The sequence below is a fragment of the Streptomyces sp. NPDC099050 genome (assembly GCF_044759865.1).
In the GTDB taxonomy this organism is placed as follows: Bacteria; Actinomycetota; Actinomycetes; order Streptomycetales; family Streptomycetaceae; genus Streptomyces.
On sequence record NZ_JBIWAE010000030.1, the window covers coordinates 71,976 to 89,989 of the forward strand.

Consider the following 18,014-nt stretch of genomic DNA (forward strand, 5'->3'; position numbering starts at 1 on the left):
CGAGATCTTGCAGTATCCTGCCCCGCCACCCTCCGGTTCGAGGGGATGGGCGATGCCTCCGGACTCGAAGATCCGCAGGTCAGGGCGGGAAATACGGCTGACCCCGGAGGCCGGCCGACCGGCCCGAGCGAGGTGGCGATGAGACCACCGTCACACTTGACACGGCCGCTTTCGCCCCAGCCGAAGTACCGCCTCCGGCTGCGCTTCTACCCCGAGAGACGGCCCTCACCGGTTTCTGGTTGCCTCGGCCGACGGGGGCCTACTCGTCCGAGTGAGGGAGCGGCATATTCCTGCGGCATGAGCGCCACCTCCTCGAGGATCGGAGAGTCGCTTGTGCCGTCCGGTCCGCGACGCCCACACTCAGAGGAGGTGCTGCACATGACCGCTCTCGCCCACGAGACGCTGGAGGCCGTAATGCCGAAGGTCGCGACTCCCCCGTCGGACCTTGACGACGTCCTGTGGCAGGCATGGAAAGCCATGGAACTCCCCGAGGGCTACCACGCCGAGATCGTCGAGGGGTTCATCGAGGTGTCACCCACGGGTCGCTTGTCGCACAGCCAGATCGCCAACCGTCTTCGCCGTGCCTTGGACAGGTTCCTGGACCGGAGCGAGTTCGCGGCGTTCCAGGACACCAATGTCATCGAGGGACGGAAGGCCTGGATCCCCGACGTCCTGGTGGCGCCCGAGGACACCGAAGAGCACGGCAGCGAGGACGGGATCGGCATCAAGGCCTCCGCCGTCCAATTGATCGTGGAAGTCGTCTCCCCCGGCAGCGACAGCGTCACGCGCGACCGCACCCGCAAGCGGCGCGAATACGCGCGGGCCGGCATTCCCGTCTACGTCCTCATCGACGACCACGACGAGCACGGCATCGTGACCGTGCTGACCTCCCCCGATCCGGATCAGGCCATCTACGACGACGAGGTCCGGGCGGGCTACGGCGCCACGGCCACCATCCCGAGCGGGCCCGCCAAGGGGTTCGTCATCGACGAGGACATCACCGGGCAGCCCCGCGTTCACTGACCGGGGCGGGTGGAGACCTGAGGGCAGGCGCGGCAGGCGGGTGGCCCCGACTGGGTCCACCACTTGCAGACCGGGCGGAGGGGGCAGGGCGGGAGCGGGGATCCGGCCCGGGGGGTCGCCGTCAGGCGCGTGGCCAGGGTGCAGGTGTCCCCCGCGCGGTTGAGGCAGTGCGGGACGCAGTGGGAGGCCAGGCGCAGCAGGCGGCGCGGTTCCACCCCGGGCGGGAGTCCGGCCAGGGCCTCGGCGGCCGGGCGGGGTGCGGGGAGGTAGGACGGGGGGCCGTCGAGGCCTTCGCGGACTGCGAGGACCAGCGACTCCGGCGCGTACGCGGAGCCGCTGGGGCACCAGAGCTGCTCGGGGTCAGCCAAATTGCAGGGAGCGCTTCGAGAGGCCCATCCAGAAGCCCGAGACGGGGGTCGACGCCGCCGCGAGGTCGGATTCCGCGGCGCCCAGGGTGACGAAGAGCGGGGCGAAGTGTTCCGTACGGGGGTGGGCCAGGCGGCCGGCCGGGGACTTGGCCTCGAAGTCCAGCAGGGCGTCGATGTCGGAGGCGGCCAGGGCCTCGTGGCCCCAGGCGTCGAATTCGGCGGACCACGACGGAACGCCGGGGCCGGTGTGGCGCAGGGCGGCCAGGTTGTGGGTGAAGAAGCCGCTGCCCACGATGAGGACACCTTCGTCGCGCAGGGGGGCCAGTTTGCGGCCGATCTCCATCAGGCGACGCGGATCGAGGGTCGGCATCGATATCTGGAGCACCGGGATGTCGGCCCCGGGGAACATCTCCACCAGCGGGACGTACGCGCCGTGGTCGAGGCCGCGGTCGGGGATGTCCTGGACGGGCGTGCCCGGCGCCTTGAGGAGTGTGCGGACCGAGGCGGCCAGCTCGGGGGCGCCCGGAGCCTCGTAGCGGACCTGGTAGTAGTGCTCGGGGAAGCCCCAGAAGTCGTAGACGAGCGGGACCGGCTCGGTGGCGCCGAGGGCGAGCGGGGCCTCTTCCCAGTGGGCGGAGACCATGAGGATCGCCCGGGGGCGGGGCAGGTCCGCCGACCAGGCGGCCAGTTCGCCGGGCCAGACCGGGTCGTCCGCGAGCGGCGGGGCTCCGTGGCTCAGGTACAGCGCCGGCATCCGGGTGGGGGTGAGGGCTTCGGGCGTCGGCATCGACATCGGCATCGGGAGCTCCAGGAATCGTCGCGGCGGGGCGCCAGGAACAGACTAACCCCGCATCGTTCAAATTTGAACGATGCGGGGTCATCAGTCATTCCCGTACCCACCCCGGAGCGGGGCCCGGGCGGGTCAGTGGGCGATCACCGGGATCTTCATGTCGGCGTCCGCGCCCTCGGCGACCGGGTCGCCCGCGCCCGGCTTGCCCGTGGTGATGAGGGTCAGGGCGATGAGGGAGCTGGCGACGAGGATGCCGACCGCCCACCAGATCGCGGAGGAGTAGCCCTCCACCATGGCCTGGGCCTGGATCAGCTGCGCCGCCGGGCCGCCCGCCGCGGCCGCGGCCGCGTGGTCGGTCAGGTACGCGGTCGTCGCGGAGGCGGCGATCGTGTTCAGCAGGGCGGTGCCGATCGCGCCGCCCACCTGCTGGGAGGTGTTGACCATCGCCGAGGCGACACCGGCGTCGGCCGGGTTCACCCCGTACGTGGCCAGGGACATGGCGGGCATGAAGGCCGTACCCATGCCGAGGCCCAGCAGCAGCTGCGCGGGCAGGATCAGCGCCGGGTAGGAGGAGCCGACCTCCAGCTGCGTCAGCAGCAGCATGCCGCTGGCGGCGACCATGAAGCCGGGGCCCATCAGCAGGCGCGGCGGGACCCGCGTCATCAGGCGGGCGCCGATCTGCGTGGAACCGGCGATCATGCCCACGATCATCGGGAGGAAGGCGAAGCCGGTCGTGACGGGCGAGAAGCCCTTGACGACCTGCAGGTAGTAGGTGAGGAAGAGGAACAGGCCGAACATCGCGATGACGGCGAGGCCCAGCGAGAGGTAGACGCCGCCGCGGTTGCGCTCCAGCAGGACGCGCAGCGGGAGCAGCGGGTTCTTCGTACGGGACTCGACGAAGACGAACGCGGCGAGCAGGACGGCGGAGGCGATGAACATGCCCACGGTGAGGCCGTCCGACCAGCCGGCCGACTCGGCGCGGGTGAATCCGTAGACGAGGGCGACCAGACCGGTCGTGGACAGCAGGACGCCGGGGATGTCGAGCGGGGCGCGGTTACGGCCGCCGGCCGGCTCGCGGATGATCATCCAGGCGCCGACGGCGGCGACGATCGCGAACGGGATGTTGACGAAGAAGGTCCAGCGCCAGTTCAGGTACTCGGTGAGGACGCCGCCGAGGATCAGGCCCACGGCGCCACCGCCACCGGCGATCGCACCGTAGATGCCGAAGGCCTTGGCGCGCTCCTTGGCGTCGGTGAACATGACGGCCAGCAGCGAGAGCGCGGCGGGCGCGAGCAGTGCGCCGAAGGCACCCTGGAGGGCGCGGGCGCCCAGCATCATGGCCTCACCCTGTGCGGCGCCGCCCAGCGCGGAGGCCAGGGCGAAGCCGATCAGGCCGACGATGAAGGCGTTCTTGCGTCCCCACTTGTCGGCTATGCGGCCGCCGAAGAGGAGCAGTCCGCCGAAGGCCAGCGCGTACGCGGTGATGACCCACTGGCGGTTGCCGTCCGAGATGCCGAGGTCGGTCTGGGCGGACGGCAGGGCGATGTTCACGATGGTGGCGTCGAGGACGACCATCAGCTGCGCCAGCGCGATGAAGACCAGGGCCTTCCAGCGACTGGGGTCTGCGCCGGTCAGCTGCGGGTTCGCGGCTGTTTTTGACATGGGGGTACCCACTTCATGGTGCGAGATGACTGAAATAAGATGATCAGGGCGGTTTTACGACGCTAGAGGGCGCGACCCGGGGTCGTCACATGGTTTTCCGCCTCAGGTCCGCCAGGGTGATCGCCGAGCCCGGCAGGTGGGACCGGGCCGGGGCCATCAACCCGTCGAGGAACAGCTGCAGATGACGGTGGACGAAGACGTCCGCGTCGAAGCAGGCGGTGCCCGGGAGGGGACGGCTGAGCTGCGACAGCGCGATCATCAGGTCGCCGACGCCGACGTCCGTGCGCAGCAGCCCGGAGGCGCGGCCGGCGGCCAGCAGGGCCTCGATCGACTCCTCCAAGGTCTCGCGGGAGGCGAGCAGTTCGGGGTGGTCGTGGTCGAACTCGCTGGAGAGCACGGGGCACAGGGCGCCGATCCGCTCGTCCGCCGCCGCGTGCGTGAACCGGCGCAGCGCGGCGAAGGCGTCGGGCTCCTGGGCGAGCGAGTCGACGGCCAGGGCGGTCACCCGGTCCAGGCCGAAGAGCACGACGTGATGGATCAGGGCCGGGCGGTCGGGGAAGTGCCGGTAGAGCGTGGCGTTGCCCACGCCGGCCCGGCGGGCGATCTCGTCGAGGGGCGCGGCGGGGCCGAACTCCACGAGCACGTCCCGGGCGGCGGTCAGGATGCGCTCGCGGTTGCGGACGGCGTCGGCGCGCGGACGCGGGACCCCGTCCGCGGAGGTGCGTGCACGCTTGCCCGCCGCCTTGCCCGCCGCCTTGACCGCCGCCTTGACCTTGCCCGCGGCCGCGCCCACGACCGCACACGCACCCGTGCCCGCGCCCGTGCCCGCACTCGCGCCCGGCGCGCCCGGGGCACCCGCGGCCGGAGCCGTGAGGTCGAGGTCGGCCTCCGGGCCCGGTACGGGCAGGGCCGCCGGATCGGTGGTGGCGGGGCTCTTCATGGACGGCTCCCTGGCGGGGTGACGGGTACATCCGGTGACGGGACTTGCGGGTGGTGCGCCCGCCCCCCGAAACGGGGAGCAGCTCCCCGGTTCACGGGGACTCTGGTTCAAACGGGGAGAGGGTCCCCGCTTATTTCACCCTTCCGTGTGACCTGGATCACACCATCCCGGGTGTCCGTTCCCGTTTGGCCTCCTCCGGCGCGCGAGCCCGCTCCAGCCGTCGGAGGGTGAGCCCACAGAGCGCAGTCCGGACCCGGCCGGCTGCCGCGGACCCGAAGGCCGATCTCCATGCCGCAGACGCGCCACCGGATACGCAAGCCGAGCCGCACCAGCGTCTACATCGGCATCACCGCGCTGGCCCTCGGCATCACGGCTACGGCGAGCGCGGGCATATCCAGCCGCAGCCATTCGGCGGCCGGGCCGGTGGGCGCGACCAGCGCCGAATCGATGCTCGCGCCCTGCCGGATCGCCGGCGCGATGGGCGTGCAGATGTCCGAGGGGCTGCCGACGGCGCCGGGGTACTCGCGCTCGACCGGCGAGGTGCGGGCGCTGAACCTGATGATCGACTTCCCCGACGCCAAGGGCGAGGGCACGGCGGCCGACCGGATGGCGGAGTTCTTCCCGCAGACGTCCGACTGGTTTCGCATCAGCTCCTACGGGCGGCTCACCTACCGGGCCGAGGCGCCGATGAAGAACTGGCTGCGGATGCCGATGCCGTTCGCGGCGTACGGGATCGAGCGGGGTTCCGCGTACGAGCCCGGCTACCGCCAGCTCGTCGAGCACATCATCAAGGCCTCTGACGCCGAGGTCGATTTCTCCCGGTACGACCTGATAAACATCCTCGTCACCCCGAATGCCGGCCCCTCCGCCCTCGACACCGTCCTCTCCGTCACCTTCTCCGGCAACGGCGAGGCCCCGATGGCCGACGGCGTCCCGCTCGCCAACACGTCCTTCGTCTACAGCCGCCAGGACGACGGCTCCGGCTCCTACCGGGAGACCGGCTACCGCGTGCTCCCCCACGAGAACGGCCACGTCTTCGGCCTGCCCGACCTCTACACCGCCGACGGCGGCGGCACGGTGGGCCACTGGGACATCATGAGCGAGGACTGGGGCGCCAACAACGACCTGCTCGGCTGGCACAAGTGGAAGCTGGGCTGGCTCGACAGCAACCAGATCAGCTGCGCCGGGAAGTCCGGGGTCAGCGACCACGTACTGAGCCCGCTGGCCGTGGAGGGCGGCACCAAGCTGGCCTTCGTCCCCGTCTCCGAGAGCGCCGGGTACGCCGTGGAGGTGCGCACCCGCGCCGGGAACGACGAGGCCGTCTGCAAGCCCGGCGTGCTCGTCTACAAGGTGGACTCCGACGTCGACACCGGCCGCGGGCCCGTCACCGTCTCCGACAGCACCGGCGCGAGCGGCGGCTGCACCCGGCGCTCCAACGTGCACGCGGAGCTCTCGGACGCACCGTTCCGGCCGGGCGAGACCTTCACCGACGAGAAGTCGGGCATCAGCGTCTCGGTCGTGGGAGAGCTGCGCAACGGCAGCTACCAGGTCCGGGTCACCCGACCTTGAGCAAATGCTGACGGTCGGCCCGCCAGGTTCCGACCTACGGCCCCCCGCCGGGCCGGATCCGTACCCGCATGGTTGGGAACTACCGTGTAACGACGTAGTAAGGACACTCGTGAAGGCCTTCGCGCTGCGCCGTCCCGGCGAGCCGCCCTCCGTGCTGGAACGGCCCGTCCCCCACCCGCGGGCGGGCAAGGTCCTCGTACGCACCACGGCGGCGCTGATCTGCGCCTGGGACGGGCACACCGCCGCCGGGGCGCCCACCGGGCTCGGGCACGAGGCCGTCGGAGTCGTCGAGGCCGTCGGCCCCGGGGTCTGCCCGTCCTACGTCGGCCGGCGCGTCGGCGTCGAGGGCCACGGGCGGCTCGCCGAGTTCTTCCGCGCCCCCGCGGCCGGGGCCGGGCTGGTCGCGCTCCCCGACACCATCTCCGACCACCAGGCCCTCTACGCGGCGGGCGCGCTGCCCACCGGCTTCGCCGCCGCCGAGGAGTCCGGGCCGCCCCCGGGCGGGAGCGTCGTCGTCTTCGGTCAGGGCGCGGTCGGGCTCAGCGCGACCATCGCGGCCGGCCGGCTGCGCGGGGCCCGCGTCATCGCCGTGGAGCCGGAGATGAAGCGCCAGCGCCTCGCCCTGCGGTTCGGGGCCGACGTGGTGATCGACCCGGCCTACGAGGACACCACCGAGCGGATCCTGGAGCTGACCGGCGGCTCCGGCGCCGACCGCGCGATCATGGCGACGGCCGCGCCCGCCGCCGCGCGGGCCGCCCGCGGGGGGCTCTCCGGGAGCGGAAAGATCACGTACGCCCGCTGCCGGCCGCCGCGGAGCAGCGGGGCGCGTCTCGCGCGGGCGCTGCACCTGATCGGGGACGGGCTGGTGGACCCGACGGTGATCACCACGCACGAGTTCCCGTTCGACCGTGTCGGGGAGGCCTTCGGGCGGCTCGCCGCCAAGGAGCCGGGCATGATCAAGCCGGTCATCCTCTTCCCCCGGCCGGGCCCCGTCTCCCCCGTCGGCGACCACAAGGAGATCCGCACGTGACGCACGTGACCAGCACCCCCGAAGAGCGCCTCGCCGCCGCCGGCCTGAAGCTCCCGCCGACGCCCTCGCCGGTCGCCGTCTACGTGCCCGCCGTACAGAGCGGGCACTACGTGTACTCCTCCGGCCAGCTCCCGATGGTCGACGGCGCCCTCCCCCTCACCGGGAAGGTCGGCGCCGAGGTCACCCCGGAGCAGGCGAAGGAACTGGCGCAGCAGTGCGCGCTGAACGCGCTGGCCGCCATCACCTCCGTCGCCGGGGACCTGTCCGCCGTGAAGCGCGTGGTCAAGGTGGTCGGGTTCGTCGCCAGCGATCCGCACTTCACGGGACAGCCCGGCGTGCTCAACGGCGCGAGCGAGCTGCTGGGCACCGCCTTCGGCGACGCGGGCATCCACGCCCGCAGCGCGGTCGGCGTGAGCGTGCTGCCACTGGACTCCCCCGTCGAGGTGGAGATCCTCGTCGAACTGCACGCTCCGATGGGCTTCTAGGGCCGGCCTCGGGTCGGCCTCGGGTCGGCCTCCGCCGGGCGAGGGGGACCCGCGGGGGCTCCGGTTCGCCGTGCGGGTGGGCGAGTGCGCTCCCGGGGCGGGATGTCCGGCGGTCACCGATCCCACGAACCGGTGCGCTCGGACTCACCCCGATTTCCGTGGAATTACCCCAACGTAAAGGCCCTGACCTGCGGTTCAGCGGGGATACGTCGCGATCGGGAACCCGGCGGCACATGGCAAAGTGGGGCCATGAGGCTGCGTGATCTGCTGTCGTCCGATGAGACCCAGGCACCTGCGGACCTGTGTCCGCTGCGCCTGCTGCGCCTGCCCGGCGGCGAGCGGGACCTCGACCGGCCCGTCCTCGGAACGGTGACCATCGACCTGCCCGACCCCGGGCGCTTCGTGTCCCCCGGAGACCTGGTGCTGTCCGGACTGGCCTGGCACGGCCTGGACGCGGGGGCCCAGCAGGACCCGGGGGCCGAGCAGGACGCGGACGCGGCGGCCGGACCGGACGCGGACGCCGGGCGGGCCGCGGATGCGGAGGCCGGGCAGGCCGCGGATGCCGATGCCGATGCCGGACAGGACGCGGTGGCCGGCCGGTCCGACGCGTTCGTCCGGGTGCTCGTGGAGGCGGGGGCCGTGGCGCTGGGCGCGGGCGAGGCGCGCCTCGGGCACGTCCCGGACGATCTGGTGGAGGCCTGCGCCCGGCACGGGCTGCCGCTGCTCGCGGTGGGCGTGGAGGTGCCGTTCACCTCGGTCACCGAGTACGTGGCGCGCGGCCGGACCGAGGAGCGGATCGGCGGTCTCGCCGCGCTCGTGGACCGGCACCGGCGCTTCAGCACCCAGCGGCAGGCCGGGGCGGGGTCCGAAGCCCTCCTCGAACTGCTGCTGGCCGAGCTGGACCTGCGCGCCCACATCCTCTCCCCGACCGGGCGGCAGATCGCGGGCGCACACCCCGCGCTGCCGGAGAAGACCGCCTCGGCGCTGGCCGGGCGGTTCCTGGCCGCCGAACGGGCGGGCGAGCGAGCCCCGCACCGTACGGTCGCGCGCGGGACGGCCTTCTCCCTGTTCCCGGTCCGCTCCGGGGCCGGGGAAGGGGACTCCGCTCCCCGTGCGGCGCTCACCGACTGGCTGATCGCCGTCGAGGCCGACAGCGCCGACTGGAACGACGAACGCGTCGACCTGCTGAACCAGCTCGCGCGGCTGGTCGCGGTGGAGCGCGACGGCCGCGACACCGACCGCACGATGCGGCGGCGCGCCGGCGACCGGCTGCTGGCGCTGGTCGGCTCGGCCGCCGCCCGGGAGGGCGGGCCGTCGCTCTTCGAGGAAGAGGAGGCGGCGGCCCGGCTCACGGCGGGGGCCGCCGGGGCCGCGGAGGCCGCCGGTCCCGAGGGCCCGCTGCGCTGGCAGGCCGTATCGGCCCGGCTGGAGACGAAGGGAGCGCACGGGCTCCCCGTAGCGGCGTCCCTGCGTGGCCTGCTGGAGGAGGTCCTGCTGCATCCGCGCTGCCTGGGGCCGGACGCCGGACCGCGGATGGCCGTCACGGCGGCCGGGGACGGGGCGGAGGCCGTGGCCTTCGTCCTCGTCGGGGAGGACGCGCGCCTGACCCCCGACGCGGTCGAGCGGGTCGCCAGCGGCTCGCTGCCGCGCGGGCTGTGGGCCGGGGAGCGGCTGGCCTTCGGCGTCAGCGACCCGGTGGGCGGGGCCGCGGAACTGCGGCACGCGCTCTCGCAGGCCCGTAACGCCCGTCAGGTCGCGGCCCCTTCACAGCCGGTCGCCGCCTGCGGGCCGGACGCTCTCGCCGCGCACGTCATGGCACTGCTGCCGCTGATCCCGGCCGAGGTCCGGCGGGAGTTCAGCCGCCGGCTGCTGGCACCGCTGACGGACTACGACCGGCGCTACGGCTCCGACCTGGTGCCCACCCTGCGGTCCTTCCTGGAACACGACGGTTCCTGGGCGCGCTGCGGAGAGGCACTGCACCTGCACGTGAACTCGCTGCGCTACCGGATCAGCCGCATCGAGGCGCTGACGGGACGCAACCTGAGCCGGCTGGAGGACAAGATGGACTTCGCCGCGGCCCTGCGGATGGGCTGAACCCCGCCCGGAGTAGCCTCTCGTTCCGCAGGAAGATCATCGGTACGCCATCGAGGGGGATCCGCGCCGCATGACCCGTCACATCGAGTTCGAGCGACTGCACAACTTCCGCGACCTGGGGGGCTACCGCACGGAGGACGGCTCCACCGTCGCGTGGGGAGCCCTCTACCGGGCGGACTCGCTCGGCAAGCTCGCGGGCGCCGACTGGGACCGGTTCCTGGACCTCGGCGTGCGTACGGTCATCGACCTGCGCTACCCGTGGGAGATCGAGGCGAAGGGGCGGATACCGGAGCCCGAGCGGTTCACGTACGCCAACCTCAGCATCGAGCACCGGCCGTACGACCAGGCGGAGATCGACCCGGACACCGACCCGTGGCGGTTCCTCGCGGACCGGTTCGCCGAGGTCGCCGAGGACGGGGTGGCGGAGATCCGCGCCACGATCGAGCTGCTCGCCGAGGGCCCGGGCCCGGCGGTCTTCCACTGCACCTCGGGCAAGGACCGCACCGGCCTGATCGCCGCGCTCGTCCTGACGCTCCTCGGCGTGGACGAGGAGCAGATCCTCGCGGACTTCGCCCTGACCGAGCTGGCCACCGCCCGGCTGACGGCCGACTGGCACACCGCCAACCCGGGCCGCACGATGCGCTGGCCCGCGTACGGCCGTGCGCCCGCCGAGATCCTGCGGCTGACCCTGGCGGATCTCGCCACCCGCTACGGCTCGGTCGGCTCCTACCTCGCGGACGAGGTCGGCATCACGCCGGTCACGACGGCACGACTGCGGGACCGCTTCCTGACGCGGTGACGCGGATTCGCGGGGACGCGGGAACCCGGATTCGCGGTGCCTTCAGGCGTCCCGCCGGCGGCGGGCGACTGCTTCGAGCCGGCCGTCGCGGTTGCCGTCGCCACCTTCGCCGTCACCAGCGGGGGGACATCCGGCGGTACCGCAGGCACACCCGCCGAAACGACCCGCACGTGCGAGACGGCGGCGGATCCGGCGCGGAGCCCGGGATCGGCGCCGTGCCGACGCTGATGGAAAGCCGGCACCTGACCACCGGCGGCGCGGCACGGCGCGGGAAGACGAACCGCGCCGCGTGGCGTCGCGCCGCGTGGCGTCGCGCCGTCGTCGTGACGGCCGTGGGAGGCCGCTACGCGCGATTCCCACTCCGGCTCCTCCCCCTCCCCCTACTCCTCCCCCTACTCCTCCCCCTCCTCCGTCCCCTTGGACCGGCCAACGGAGCACTCGCCCTTCCTCCCGGAGCGAGAGGAGGGCCTTCCCGGGGGAGCCCGCACGCACGCACGCGCCTCCAGGACCTCCCATGCCGTGGCGCCCCAACTGCCCCTGGACTTGACGTTCCGGTCGCCGTGGGCAGCATGGCTGCCACGGACTCCTCCCGGGATGAGATTCATGACGTCCCTTCGGACGGTTGACGGGCTGATCTGACAGGCGTGCTTGGTAGCGTGGAGGGCCATGTGAGTCGACCCGCCTCGGATGACCTCCCCCGCGGGTCACCAGAAGCAAGTTATATGCATCCGGTGACCCAAATCAAGCAGCCGAAACCAGCCACCACCCCCGCACCGTGGAGTCCCGATGCCCGAACGCCGCTTTGACGCCTCCGGGTTGCGCAGCGCGCGCGTCGCGAAGGGCATGACCCAGGCACAGGTGGCCGCGGCGCTCGGCGTCAAGGACCCCTCCGTCGTCTCGCGTTACGAGAGCGGAGACGCGACCCCGCCACCGGAGAAGCTGCCCCGGCTCGCGGCGCTGGTGGGTGAGCGCGTCGACGACCTGTTCCCGCGGCCCGGCCTCCCGACCCTCGCGGACCTGCGGTGCGACGCGGGCATGACACAGAAGGACACCGCGGCCGTCACTCAGACCGGCTCGGCGTCCCCGGTACGCGCGGCCGAAGGCGGACGGCGCAAACTGGCCCCCCACTACCTCGCTCCGCTCGCCCGGGCCTACGGCGTCAGCGTCGAAGAGCTCCTCGCGGCGGAGAAGCGTTCCTTCGGCGAGGAGGCCGCGGCAGCACCCCGGCGGGCCCAGACCCCGCAGGCCCAGGCTCCGCAGGGCCACGCCCCACAGGCCCACCCCCCGCAGGCCGAGCTCCGGCAGCCCGTGGGGCCGTACAGCATCGCCAAGAAGATCGCCGTCCTCCTCGAAGGCGCCGCCGAGCAGCACCGCCCCACCGACTCCGAGATCGCCGAGCTCGGCAACGCCCGGACGGGCCGGACGGTGCTGAACGGGCCCCTCGTGACGAGCCTGCGCCTCGGCCGGTCGACGCACGCCGGCCCCGAGGTCCTGGAGGCCCTGGCGGCCGCACTCGACGTACCCGCCATGTTCTTCGAAACCGGCGACGCGGAAGTCGCGGCCGTCGTCACGAGTCTGCGTACGGCGCGCATCGGCCTGACCGCCATGGCGGCGCGCGGAGTCGAGGGCGACTCACAGAACGCCGAACTGATGCGCTGGGTCGCAGACATGTTCGACACGGGGCCCCTGTCCGGCGACAGCACAGCACCCTAGGCGTGGAGTTGATTTCAGCCGTTCGCGGACACGAGCACGATCACGGAAGAAGACTCCGGACCCTAGAGTCGGATCGAACACAGGGACTGGTCTGACGTCAGTCAGCGGAAACGGCGGCGGCGGGGGCGGGGGCGACTCCACCGCTCATCGGAGGGGAAAGCACAGTGGGGGCACACGGATGAACGACGGGCAGACGGCCGACTTGCGCCGGAGGGTGCTCACGACTCTCGGCAGGCTGCCGCTCCACGAGGGCGTGCTCAACGCACCGAGGGCCCAGTGGGCGCGACGGGCCAACGCACGGAAGATCGCGAAGTTCTGCGAGACGGTTCTCACGGAACTCGACAGGCCCGTTCCCGCGGACCCGGACAGCCTGTTCGAGGTACTGAGGGCCGATGTGGAGCGACGATTCAACGAGGACCCCGGGGAACTCCCTTTCCGGCCGGTCCTCCTGTACTTCCGCAGGTTTCCCGTGGATACGGCCAGTGGCCTCACGGCGAAGTTCGACGACCGGATCGTCATCATCGTCGAAAGCCAGACGACCACGCTTCACCAATTCGTGATTTTCGCGCATGAGATGTGGCACGTCCTGATGGGAGAGTGCCTGTCTCACGGCGCCTCCAGCGACGTGGCCGCCGCCGTCGCCCGGTCGCTCGGTGGGGAACTCGCGGGCGACGACCTCGTGGCCCTGGCAGCCAGGAGCCACGTCGACACCCAAGAGGAAAGCGACGCCGAGGAGTTCGGGCTGCGCATGGGAGCCCGAGTGCGGGATTGCCTGAAGAACGGTGGCTCCGTGCCGACGACCGGCCTGGCGGGCCGGATCCAGTCGAGCATGGGAAGAGGCAGAGGCTACTGAGCATGTCCGGATCGGACTACTACATTCCGGCCGGCGCCCTGCTGATCGCTCTGCTGGTGAAGTCTCCCTGGTTCTGGCGCAATTGGCACTCGCCCATGGCCAAGTCCATCTTGGTGATCCTCGCCTCACCGGCGGCGGGTTTCCTCTTCGGCGCTCCGCCGACGATCGAGCGGGTCAACCGATTCATCGGTGTCCCGAACATCTCCGCGCTCATCGTCTTCTGCATTCTGTCGTGCCTGTCATGCGCCTCCAACGTTCTCCTCATCCACTGGCGCGGGGATGCCGAAGACGTCCTCCGCAGACGCACCAGGATCTGGGTCGCCGCGACCGCCGCACTGATCGTGACGTTCTGCGTCCTCTTCCACCTCGGCAGCATGCCCGTCGAGCGGCGCCGGGACTTCGACACCTTCTACGCGAACACCCCCTTCGTCCGCGAGTTGATCGTGCTCAGCCTGACCGCGCACTTCGCCACGACCCTCCTGGTCGCGACGAGGTGCTGGCGGTGGGCCCGTGGGCTTCGGGAGCTCCACGCCGCGTGGACCCACGCGGGCCTGCTGATCCTCGTAGCGGCGTTCGGTTTCGGCTTGTCGTTCGCCCTGTTCAAATTCCTGGCCGTCGGAGCCCGATGGGCGGGTACGGACAGATGGGACTGGCTCAGCACCGACGTCGCCCCTCCCCTCGCGGGGGTGGGGGCCTGTATGACGGCCGTCGGAATCCTGCTGCCGGCCATCGGTCAAGGCGCCGAATCCCGCTGGCGGGCCCTTCACCGCTTCCGCCGCCTACGGCCCCTCTGGTCGGAGATCCGTCGCGACATACCGCCCACGAGTCCACCGCCGATGCCGTGGTGGAAACCCGTGGAACGCCGGCTCATGCAACGGGAGACGGACATCTTCGACGCGGTACTGCGACTGACCCCGTGGTTCGACCACACGACCGGGACGAAGACCTACGCCCTCGCCCTGGCCGACCACTCCGAGTCCCGCCGGGCCCGCAGCGAAGCCGACGCTTCCGTGCTGGCCCACGCGGTCATCCGAAAGGGCCTCGCCCGGCCGCCGGTCACTCCGGAGCAACGCTGGACGATCACCTCCACCGAGGACTCCGAAGACCTCGTCGACCTGTCCGCCGCCATGCTGCGCTCCCCGCACGTGCGCACGACACGGCGGACCACGGCGGGGGACGGGCTCGGCCACGGCGAGAGGTAGCCGCGCTGACCGGCGATGACGCCGGCCTGGAAGCGGCTCCGAGCGTCCAGGTGCACCATGAGCTCGGTCGCGATACGGCGGGCCGTGCGCGGGGAAACACCCGGTCGGCTGGGTTTCCGCCTGGTCGGGGCAGGAGCCCCGCAGCCCCGCAGCCCCGCAGCCCCGCAGCCCCGCAGCCCCGCAGCCCCAGCGGATCGTCGTCGCGGGGACCGCCGCCCCGTCCCACGCCTCCCGCGAGGCACTCGGCTCGGCTGATCCGGTCAGCCTCATGCGGAGGCTGCGGGGAGTGCCCCAAGAGGTCTTCGACTGGCCCGAACTGCCGGCGATCGCGGCCCCGACGCTCCGCGCCGACCTGCGGATGCTCGAGCGCTACCGGTGCGGGGGACTGCGGCTCGACGTGCCGCTCACCGTACTGCTGGGCGCGGACGACCCCGTGGTCGGCAGCCCGGAAGCCGCCGCCTGGCGCGACTTCAGCACGGCCGGGACCGCCTTGCGAACCCTGCCCGGGGGCCGTTCCTTCCTCGACCCCCACCACCCCCGGACTTGCTGACCGAGTGGTGCGCGTGGTCGGCCGACGTCTACGCCGCCCCCACCCATCTCGAACTGACCGACCTGATCGCAGCCCGGAGCGGTGCCGCCTCGGCGAGATGTACGAGGCCCTCAAGAACGCCGCGGTGTCGAGCGGCCTGATGATCGGCCAGTTCCACCCCCTCTGCGCCGAACGGGCCGTGCGTTCCCGCACGAGCGCCGCTCCTGGCTCGAACGAAGAGGTGTGGACCGACATGACGCCCAAGTCCGTGCGCGAGGCGGCGGCCGAACCGCGGCCCCCGTACGCCGCGGCGCTCTGAAGGGGACGGACGAGGAACGACGGCCAGGCTCGCGCCTCCCTCCAGGACATGATCGGCGGATACCGGACCACCGCGTGGGTGCGCACGGCCGCCCGGCTCAACCTGCCCGACCCTCTGGCGTACGGCCGCCGAACGGCCGAGGAGCCGGCCGCGTCCACCGGCGTACGCCCGGACCGGCTGCTGCAGTTCCTGCGGGCACTGGACAGCAAGGCCCGGAACCTGAGCACCACGTGATCGCCCGAGGCTGCGGGCCCGAGGGACATCCCGGACTCCGGGGACGGCACGGAGTCCGAAGACTCGGTCGCCAGGCCGTTCGTCCATTGAGCCGTCGACGGCGCCTACGTCAGGCGAGATCCGAGGCCGGGTCCGACGCCAACTCCGGGTCCGGAGTCCGGGGCTCGGAGGGCGAGGGCGGCCGCGTAATCGTGCGGGGCCGGCAGGTCCGTCAGGGTCCAGCCGGGGACCGCGGCCGGGGTGGGCGCGGAGCTCACGTACGGCTCCACCAGGCCGAGCGCCAGCCCCGTACCGGCGGCCTTGAGGCAGGCCTCCTTGCGGCTCCACACCCGGCCCAGCGCCGCCCGCCGCTCCGGCTCGGGGAGCGCGGTCAGCTCCGCGATCTCCACCGGATGCAGGGCGGTCAGCACGTCGGCCACCGCCGCCGCGCTCGGAATCTCCTCCACGTCCACCCCGACCGGCACCCTGGCGAAGGCGAGGTACGCCACGTCGCCGCTGTGCGAGAGGGAGAAGTGCAGTGCACCGCCGTCCACGGCAGGCCGGCCGTGCGGGCCTCCACATCCCGGGCACGCCTCGCGGACCAGCACGACCTCCGCCGGATCCAGCCCGAGGTAGCCGCCGAGCAGCACGCGAAGTCCCACGTGCGAGGCCAGGTAGCGGCGCCGGTCGCCTTCCCGCACCAGCCGCCCGGCCCGGTCCCGCTCGGCGGCGTCCATCATCGGCATGCCCTCGGCGACTTGGTACCCGCCGACCGCACCTGAGGTGGTGTCCAGAGCCCACACCGCGACGCTTGAGTCCGCCGACAGTGCGGTGATCTGCGGTGCACTGCTGCCCAGGCGGATCACATGCATGTTCACCCGACGAGGGTAGACGAGCAGGTCACCGCCCCACCGCGCCAGGCCTCCCACCGACCACCCCAGACGATCAGAACCCCAGGTCACGCCCACGTCTTCGCCTCAGCCCCGCTCCCGCCGCAATCCATGCGACCACTCCCAGCACGATCCGCTAGGCTGTCAGCGGTCAGACGCGCCTTCGTAGCTCAGGGGATAGAGCACCGCTCTCCTAAAGCGGGTGTCGCAGGTTCGAATCCTGCCGAGGGCACAACCTGCAAGCCGCTGACCTGGGGGTTCCCCCCAGGGAGGCGCCCTATTCGGCCCCGGACTCCTCGTCCGGGGCCGTTTGCGTGAGCGGTGCGTGAGCGGACGTGCCGGCGGGCTCCCGGATTCCCGCCGATCCGGCATGGACTCCGCTTCTCCGTCCGGGATTCCGACGGCCCTGGCGTGGGTCATCTGGGCAGCTGCACGGGCACGCGGTACGAGGCGGGCGGCGGCCTCGGCGATCGCGAGGTCGGCCTCGGGGAGCAGGCTCGTACAGGTGTCCGTCGTGATGGTGATCGAGGAGTGGCCGAGCATCTCCTGAATGCCCTTCAGGTCTGCCCCCGCCGCGTGGGCCCACGGCGCTGCGCCGTGGCGCAGGTCGTGGAGGCGGACCGGAGGGAGCCCGACCTCCTCGCCGGCATCCTCCTCCAGCTCCCCCGCGGCCACGACCTCGTCATCGGTCAGGCGGAACTGCGCCGGCCCCAGCACGCAGCCTGATCCGGCGCACCGGGACAGCGGTGAGGGCCCGACCCCATGCACAGGTCGGGCCCTCAGCCGTGCGGCGGGATCTCGCCGTGGTTGCGGGTCAGTGGTCGGAGTAGCTGAAGTCACCCACGGTCCAGGCGCTGACTTCCTCGATCGAGATGCGGTACATCCCGCCCGTCTCCGGGATACCCACGGTTCCCTGCAGGATCCGTGCCACATGGAAGTGCAGATGTGTGGGCGGTCCCTCCTTGGGTGTCGTGGCAGTGAAGATGGCGGAGAACTCGCCCAGGCGGGCGGAATCCGTCAGCACCTCCGACACCCGTTCTCTCCACACGGCTTCGGGGGCGAGCCGGCCGGTGATGACAGCACCGCCGGTGACCACGGTCAGGGACATCTGGTTGCTCTGCCCGGACTCCACCAGGGCGGCGACGTTCACGAGCAGCTCGTCAGGCTTCGACATGGAAGTCGATTCTATTCTCCACCGCGCCCCGGGCGGAGCCTGGGGTGTGTGCGGATCCTACGAGCCCACGTGTCACTCAGGCCAACATGTTCAACCCCGCACGTCGGGCAAGACGGTGTGTCGTGCAAGCCATCGCACGGTCCGAGCCGCCCGGGGAAGCAGCGAGCGCGCGTCGGAATCCGTCCCCTACACGCCTCCAACCGGCCGACTTCGCTGCCGCCTCCTACAGCCGGTGGCGGACAAGCAAAAAACGCTACGGTCGGGGTGAATCAATATCTGTCACCGCGACCTAAGGATTTAACGGATCCCGCGGGGAGAGTTTCTACCGCAACGCTGCCGACGGAAACGTTCAACGCACATT

At 71.9% G+C, this 18,014-nt stretch carries 17 protein-coding genes, 1 tRNA gene and 3 pseudogenes; 13 read left to right on the forward strand and 8 right to left on the reverse strand.

The features are described from left to right. Window positions 1-378: 378 nt before the first annotated feature. Complete coding sequence (locus ACIQV3_RS35320; RefSeq protein ID WP_403719881.1) at window positions 379-1,023, forward strand: Uma2 family endonuclease; 645 nt, start codon at window positions 379-381, stop codon at window positions 1,021-1,023. Here the strand turns inward: ACIQV3_RS35320 and ACIQV3_RS35325 are convergent. From ACIQV3_RS35325 to ACIQV3_RS35340, 4 genes are all read right to left on the reverse strand, one after another. Then, window positions 1,017-1,391, reverse strand: coding sequence for a hypothetical protein (locus ACIQV3_RS35325; protein WP_403719883.1), 375 nt, complete (start codon window positions 1,389-1,391; stop codon window positions 1,017-1,019). The genes ACIQV3_RS35320 and ACIQV3_RS35325 overlap by 7 nt on opposite strands. Next, window positions 1,384-2,190 (reverse strand): dioxygenase, encoded by an 807-nt coding sequence (locus tag ACIQV3_RS35330; RefSeq protein ID WP_403719885.1) that lies wholly within the window; start codon window positions 2,188-2,190, stop codon window positions 1,384-1,386. Before ACIQV3_RS35330 ends, ACIQV3_RS35325 begins: the two co-directional genes overlap by 8 nt. 123 nt (window positions 2,191-2,313) lie before the next feature. Next, a complete protein-coding gene (locus tag ACIQV3_RS35335) occupies window positions 2,314-3,843 on the reverse strand; it encodes an MFS transporter (RefSeq protein WP_403719887.1) in 1,530 nt (509 codons plus the stop codon). An 85-nt stretch (window positions 3,844-3,928) separates the two neighbouring features. Beyond that, window positions 3,929-4,636 (reverse strand): TetR/AcrR family transcriptional regulator, encoded by a 708-nt coding sequence (locus tag ACIQV3_RS35340; protein WP_403719923.1) that lies wholly within the window; start codon window positions 4,634-4,636, stop codon window positions 3,929-3,931. Window positions 4,637-5,071: 435 nt separating this feature from the next. On the opposite strand from ACIQV3_RS35340, the gene ACIQV3_RS35345 reads away from it, so the two are divergent. The 8 genes from ACIQV3_RS35345 to ACIQV3_RS35380 all read left to right on the forward strand — a co-directional run bounded on the left by ACIQV3_RS35345 (window position 5,072) and on the right by ACIQV3_RS35380 (window position 14,528). After that, a complete protein-coding gene (locus ACIQV3_RS35345; protein WP_403719888.1) occupies window positions 5,072-6,352 on the forward strand; it encodes a M6 family metalloprotease domain-containing protein in 1,281 nt (426 codons plus the stop codon). Between the two features lie 109 nt (window positions 6,353-6,461). Next, window positions 6,462-7,382, forward strand: a complete 921-nt coding sequence (locus ACIQV3_RS35350) for a zinc-binding dehydrogenase (RefSeq protein ID WP_403719890.1) — start codon at window positions 6,462-6,464, stop codon at window positions 7,380-7,382. After that, window positions 7,379-7,867 (forward strand): RidA family protein, encoded by a 489-nt coding sequence (locus ACIQV3_RS35355; RefSeq protein ID WP_403719891.1) that lies wholly within the window; start codon window positions 7,379-7,381, stop codon window positions 7,865-7,867. The genes ACIQV3_RS35350 and ACIQV3_RS35355 overlap by 4 nt, the downstream gene beginning before the upstream one ends. 249 nt (window positions 7,868-8,116) lie before the next feature. Further along, window positions 8,117-9,961 carry a helix-turn-helix domain-containing protein gene (locus ACIQV3_RS35360; RefSeq protein WP_403719893.1) on the forward strand — a complete coding sequence of 615 codons (1,845 nt, stop codon included), beginning with the start codon at window positions 8,117-8,119 and terminating at the stop codon, window positions 9,959-9,961. Between the two features lie 70 nt (window positions 9,962-10,031). Continuing rightward, window positions 10,032-10,760: a tyrosine-protein phosphatase gene (locus ACIQV3_RS35365; RefSeq protein ID WP_403719895.1), complete on the forward strand. Its 729-nt coding sequence runs from the start codon at window positions 10,032-10,034 to the stop codon at window positions 10,758-10,760. Window positions 10,761-11,546: 786 nt separating this feature from the next. Continuing rightward, entirely contained in the window at window positions 11,547-12,473 is a 927-nt protein-coding gene (locus ACIQV3_RS35370) for a helix-turn-helix transcriptional regulator (protein WP_403719896.1), read from the forward strand. A gap of 178 nt (window positions 12,474-12,651) precedes the next feature. Then, complete coding sequence (locus ACIQV3_RS35375; RefSeq protein ID WP_403719899.1) at window positions 12,652-13,326, forward strand: hypothetical protein; 675 nt, start codon at window positions 12,652-12,654, stop codon at window positions 13,324-13,326. Window positions 13,327-13,328: 2 nt separating this feature from the next. Then, window positions 13,329-14,528, forward strand: coding sequence for an MAB_1171c family putative transporter (locus tag ACIQV3_RS35380; RefSeq protein WP_403719903.1), 1,200 nt, complete (start codon window positions 13,329-13,331; stop codon window positions 14,526-14,528). Here ACIQV3_RS35380 and ACIQV3_RS35385 read toward each other — a convergent pair. Further along, window positions 14,522-14,635, reverse strand: a pseudogene (locus tag ACIQV3_RS35385) (LuxR family transcriptional regulator); the annotation flags it as partial. The gene ACIQV3_RS35380 and the pseudogene ACIQV3_RS35385 sit on opposite strands and share 7 nt — an antisense overlap. Before the next feature lie 83 nt (window positions 14,636-14,718). Between ACIQV3_RS35385 and ACIQV3_RS35390 the strand changes: the two are divergent. From ACIQV3_RS35390 to ACIQV3_RS35400, 3 genes and pseudogenes are all read left to right on the forward strand, one after another. Beyond that, window positions 14,719-15,078, forward strand: a pseudogene (locus ACIQV3_RS35390) (thioesterase II family protein); the annotation flags it as partial. Window positions 15,079-15,175: 97 nt separating this feature from the next. After that, window positions 15,176-15,376, forward strand: coding sequence for a DUF6875 domain-containing protein (locus tag ACIQV3_RS35395; RefSeq protein WP_403719905.1), 201 nt, complete (start codon window positions 15,176-15,178; stop codon window positions 15,374-15,376). A 48-nt stretch (window positions 15,377-15,424) separates the two neighbouring features. Beyond that, the gene (locus tag ACIQV3_RS35400; RefSeq protein ID WP_403719908.1) at window positions 15,425-15,610 is read left to right on the forward strand and encodes a hypothetical protein; all 186 of its coding nucleotides are present in this window, start codon (window positions 15,425-15,427) and stop codon (window positions 15,608-15,610) included. Between the two features lie 104 nt (window positions 15,611-15,714). Here ACIQV3_RS35400 and ACIQV3_RS35405 read toward each other — a convergent pair whose 3' ends face one another. Continuing rightward, the gene (locus ACIQV3_RS35405; protein WP_403719927.1) at window positions 15,715-16,461 is read right to left on the reverse strand and encodes a 4'-phosphopantetheinyl transferase family protein; all 747 of its coding nucleotides are present in this window, start codon (window positions 16,459-16,461) and stop codon (window positions 15,715-15,717) included. A gap of 177 nt (window positions 16,462-16,638) precedes the next feature. Here ACIQV3_RS35405 and ACIQV3_RS35410 point away from each other — a divergent pair. Continuing rightward, window positions 16,639-16,711: transfer RNA gene (locus tag ACIQV3_RS35410), tRNA-Arg, on the forward strand. Window positions 16,712-17,052: 341 nt separating this feature from the next. On the opposite strand, the pseudogene ACIQV3_RS35415 reads toward ACIQV3_RS35410, so the two are convergent. Both ACIQV3_RS35415 and ACIQV3_RS35420 read right to left on the reverse strand, forming a co-directional pair. Further along, a pseudogene (locus ACIQV3_RS35415) lies at window positions 17,053-17,412 on the reverse strand (hypothetical protein); the annotation flags it as partial. After that, window positions 17,294-17,653 (reverse strand): hypothetical protein, encoded by a 360-nt coding sequence (locus tag ACIQV3_RS35420; RefSeq protein ID WP_403719909.1) that lies wholly within the window; start codon window positions 17,651-17,653, stop codon window positions 17,294-17,296. The pseudogene ACIQV3_RS35415 and the gene ACIQV3_RS35420, both read right to left, overlap by 119 nt. Window positions 17,654-18,014: the final 361 nt, after the last annotated feature.

Excerpts from the sequence above, each read along its gene's own strand:
- ACIQV3_RS35320 (WP_403719881.1), top strand. The coding sequence starts at position 379 with ATGACCGCTCTCGCCCACGAGACGCTGGAGGCCGTAATGCCGAAGGTC.
- ACIQV3_RS35330 (WP_403719885.1), bottom strand. The coding sequence starts at position 2,190 with ATGCCGATGTCGATGCCGACGCCCGAAGCCCTCACCCCCACCCGGATG.
- ACIQV3_RS35335 (WP_403719887.1), bottom strand. The coding sequence starts at position 3,843 with ATGTCAAAAACAGCCGCGAACCCGCAGCTGACCGGCGCAGACCCCAGT.
- ACIQV3_RS35345 (WP_403719888.1), top strand. The coding sequence starts at position 5,072 with ATGCCGCAGACGCGCCACCGGATACGCAAGCCGAGCCGCACCAGCGTC.
- ACIQV3_RS35360 (WP_403719893.1), top strand. The coding sequence starts at position 8,117 with ATGAGGCTGCGTGATCTGCTGTCGTCCGATGAGACCCAGGCACCTGCG.
- ACIQV3_RS35365 (WP_403719895.1), top strand. The coding sequence starts at position 10,032 with ATGACCCGTCACATCGAGTTCGAGCGACTGCACAACTTCCGCGACCTG.
- ACIQV3_RS35370 (WP_403719896.1), top strand. The coding sequence starts at position 11,547 with ATGCCCGAACGCCGCTTTGACGCCTCCGGGTTGCGCAGCGCGCGCGTC.
- ACIQV3_RS35375 (WP_403719899.1), top strand. The coding sequence starts at position 12,652 with ATGAACGACGGGCAGACGGCCGACTTGCGCCGGAGGGTGCTCACGACT.
- ACIQV3_RS35380 (WP_403719903.1), top strand. The coding sequence starts at position 13,329 with ATGTCCGGATCGGACTACTACATTCCGGCCGGCGCCCTGCTGATCGCT.
- ACIQV3_RS35395 (WP_403719905.1), top strand. The coding sequence starts at position 15,176 with ATGTACGAGGCCCTCAAGAACGCCGCGGTGTCGAGCGGCCTGATGATC.
- ACIQV3_RS35400 (WP_403719908.1), top strand. The coding sequence starts at position 15,425 with ATGATCGGCGGATACCGGACCACCGCGTGGGTGCGCACGGCCGCCCGG.
- ACIQV3_RS35405 (WP_403719927.1), bottom strand. The coding sequence starts at position 16,461 with ATGCATGTGATCCGCCTGGGCAGCAGTGCACCGCAGATCACCGCACTG.
- ACIQV3_RS35420 (WP_403719909.1), bottom strand. The coding sequence starts at position 17,653 with ATGTCGAAGCCTGACGAGCTGCTCGTGAACGTCGCCGCCCTGGTGGAG.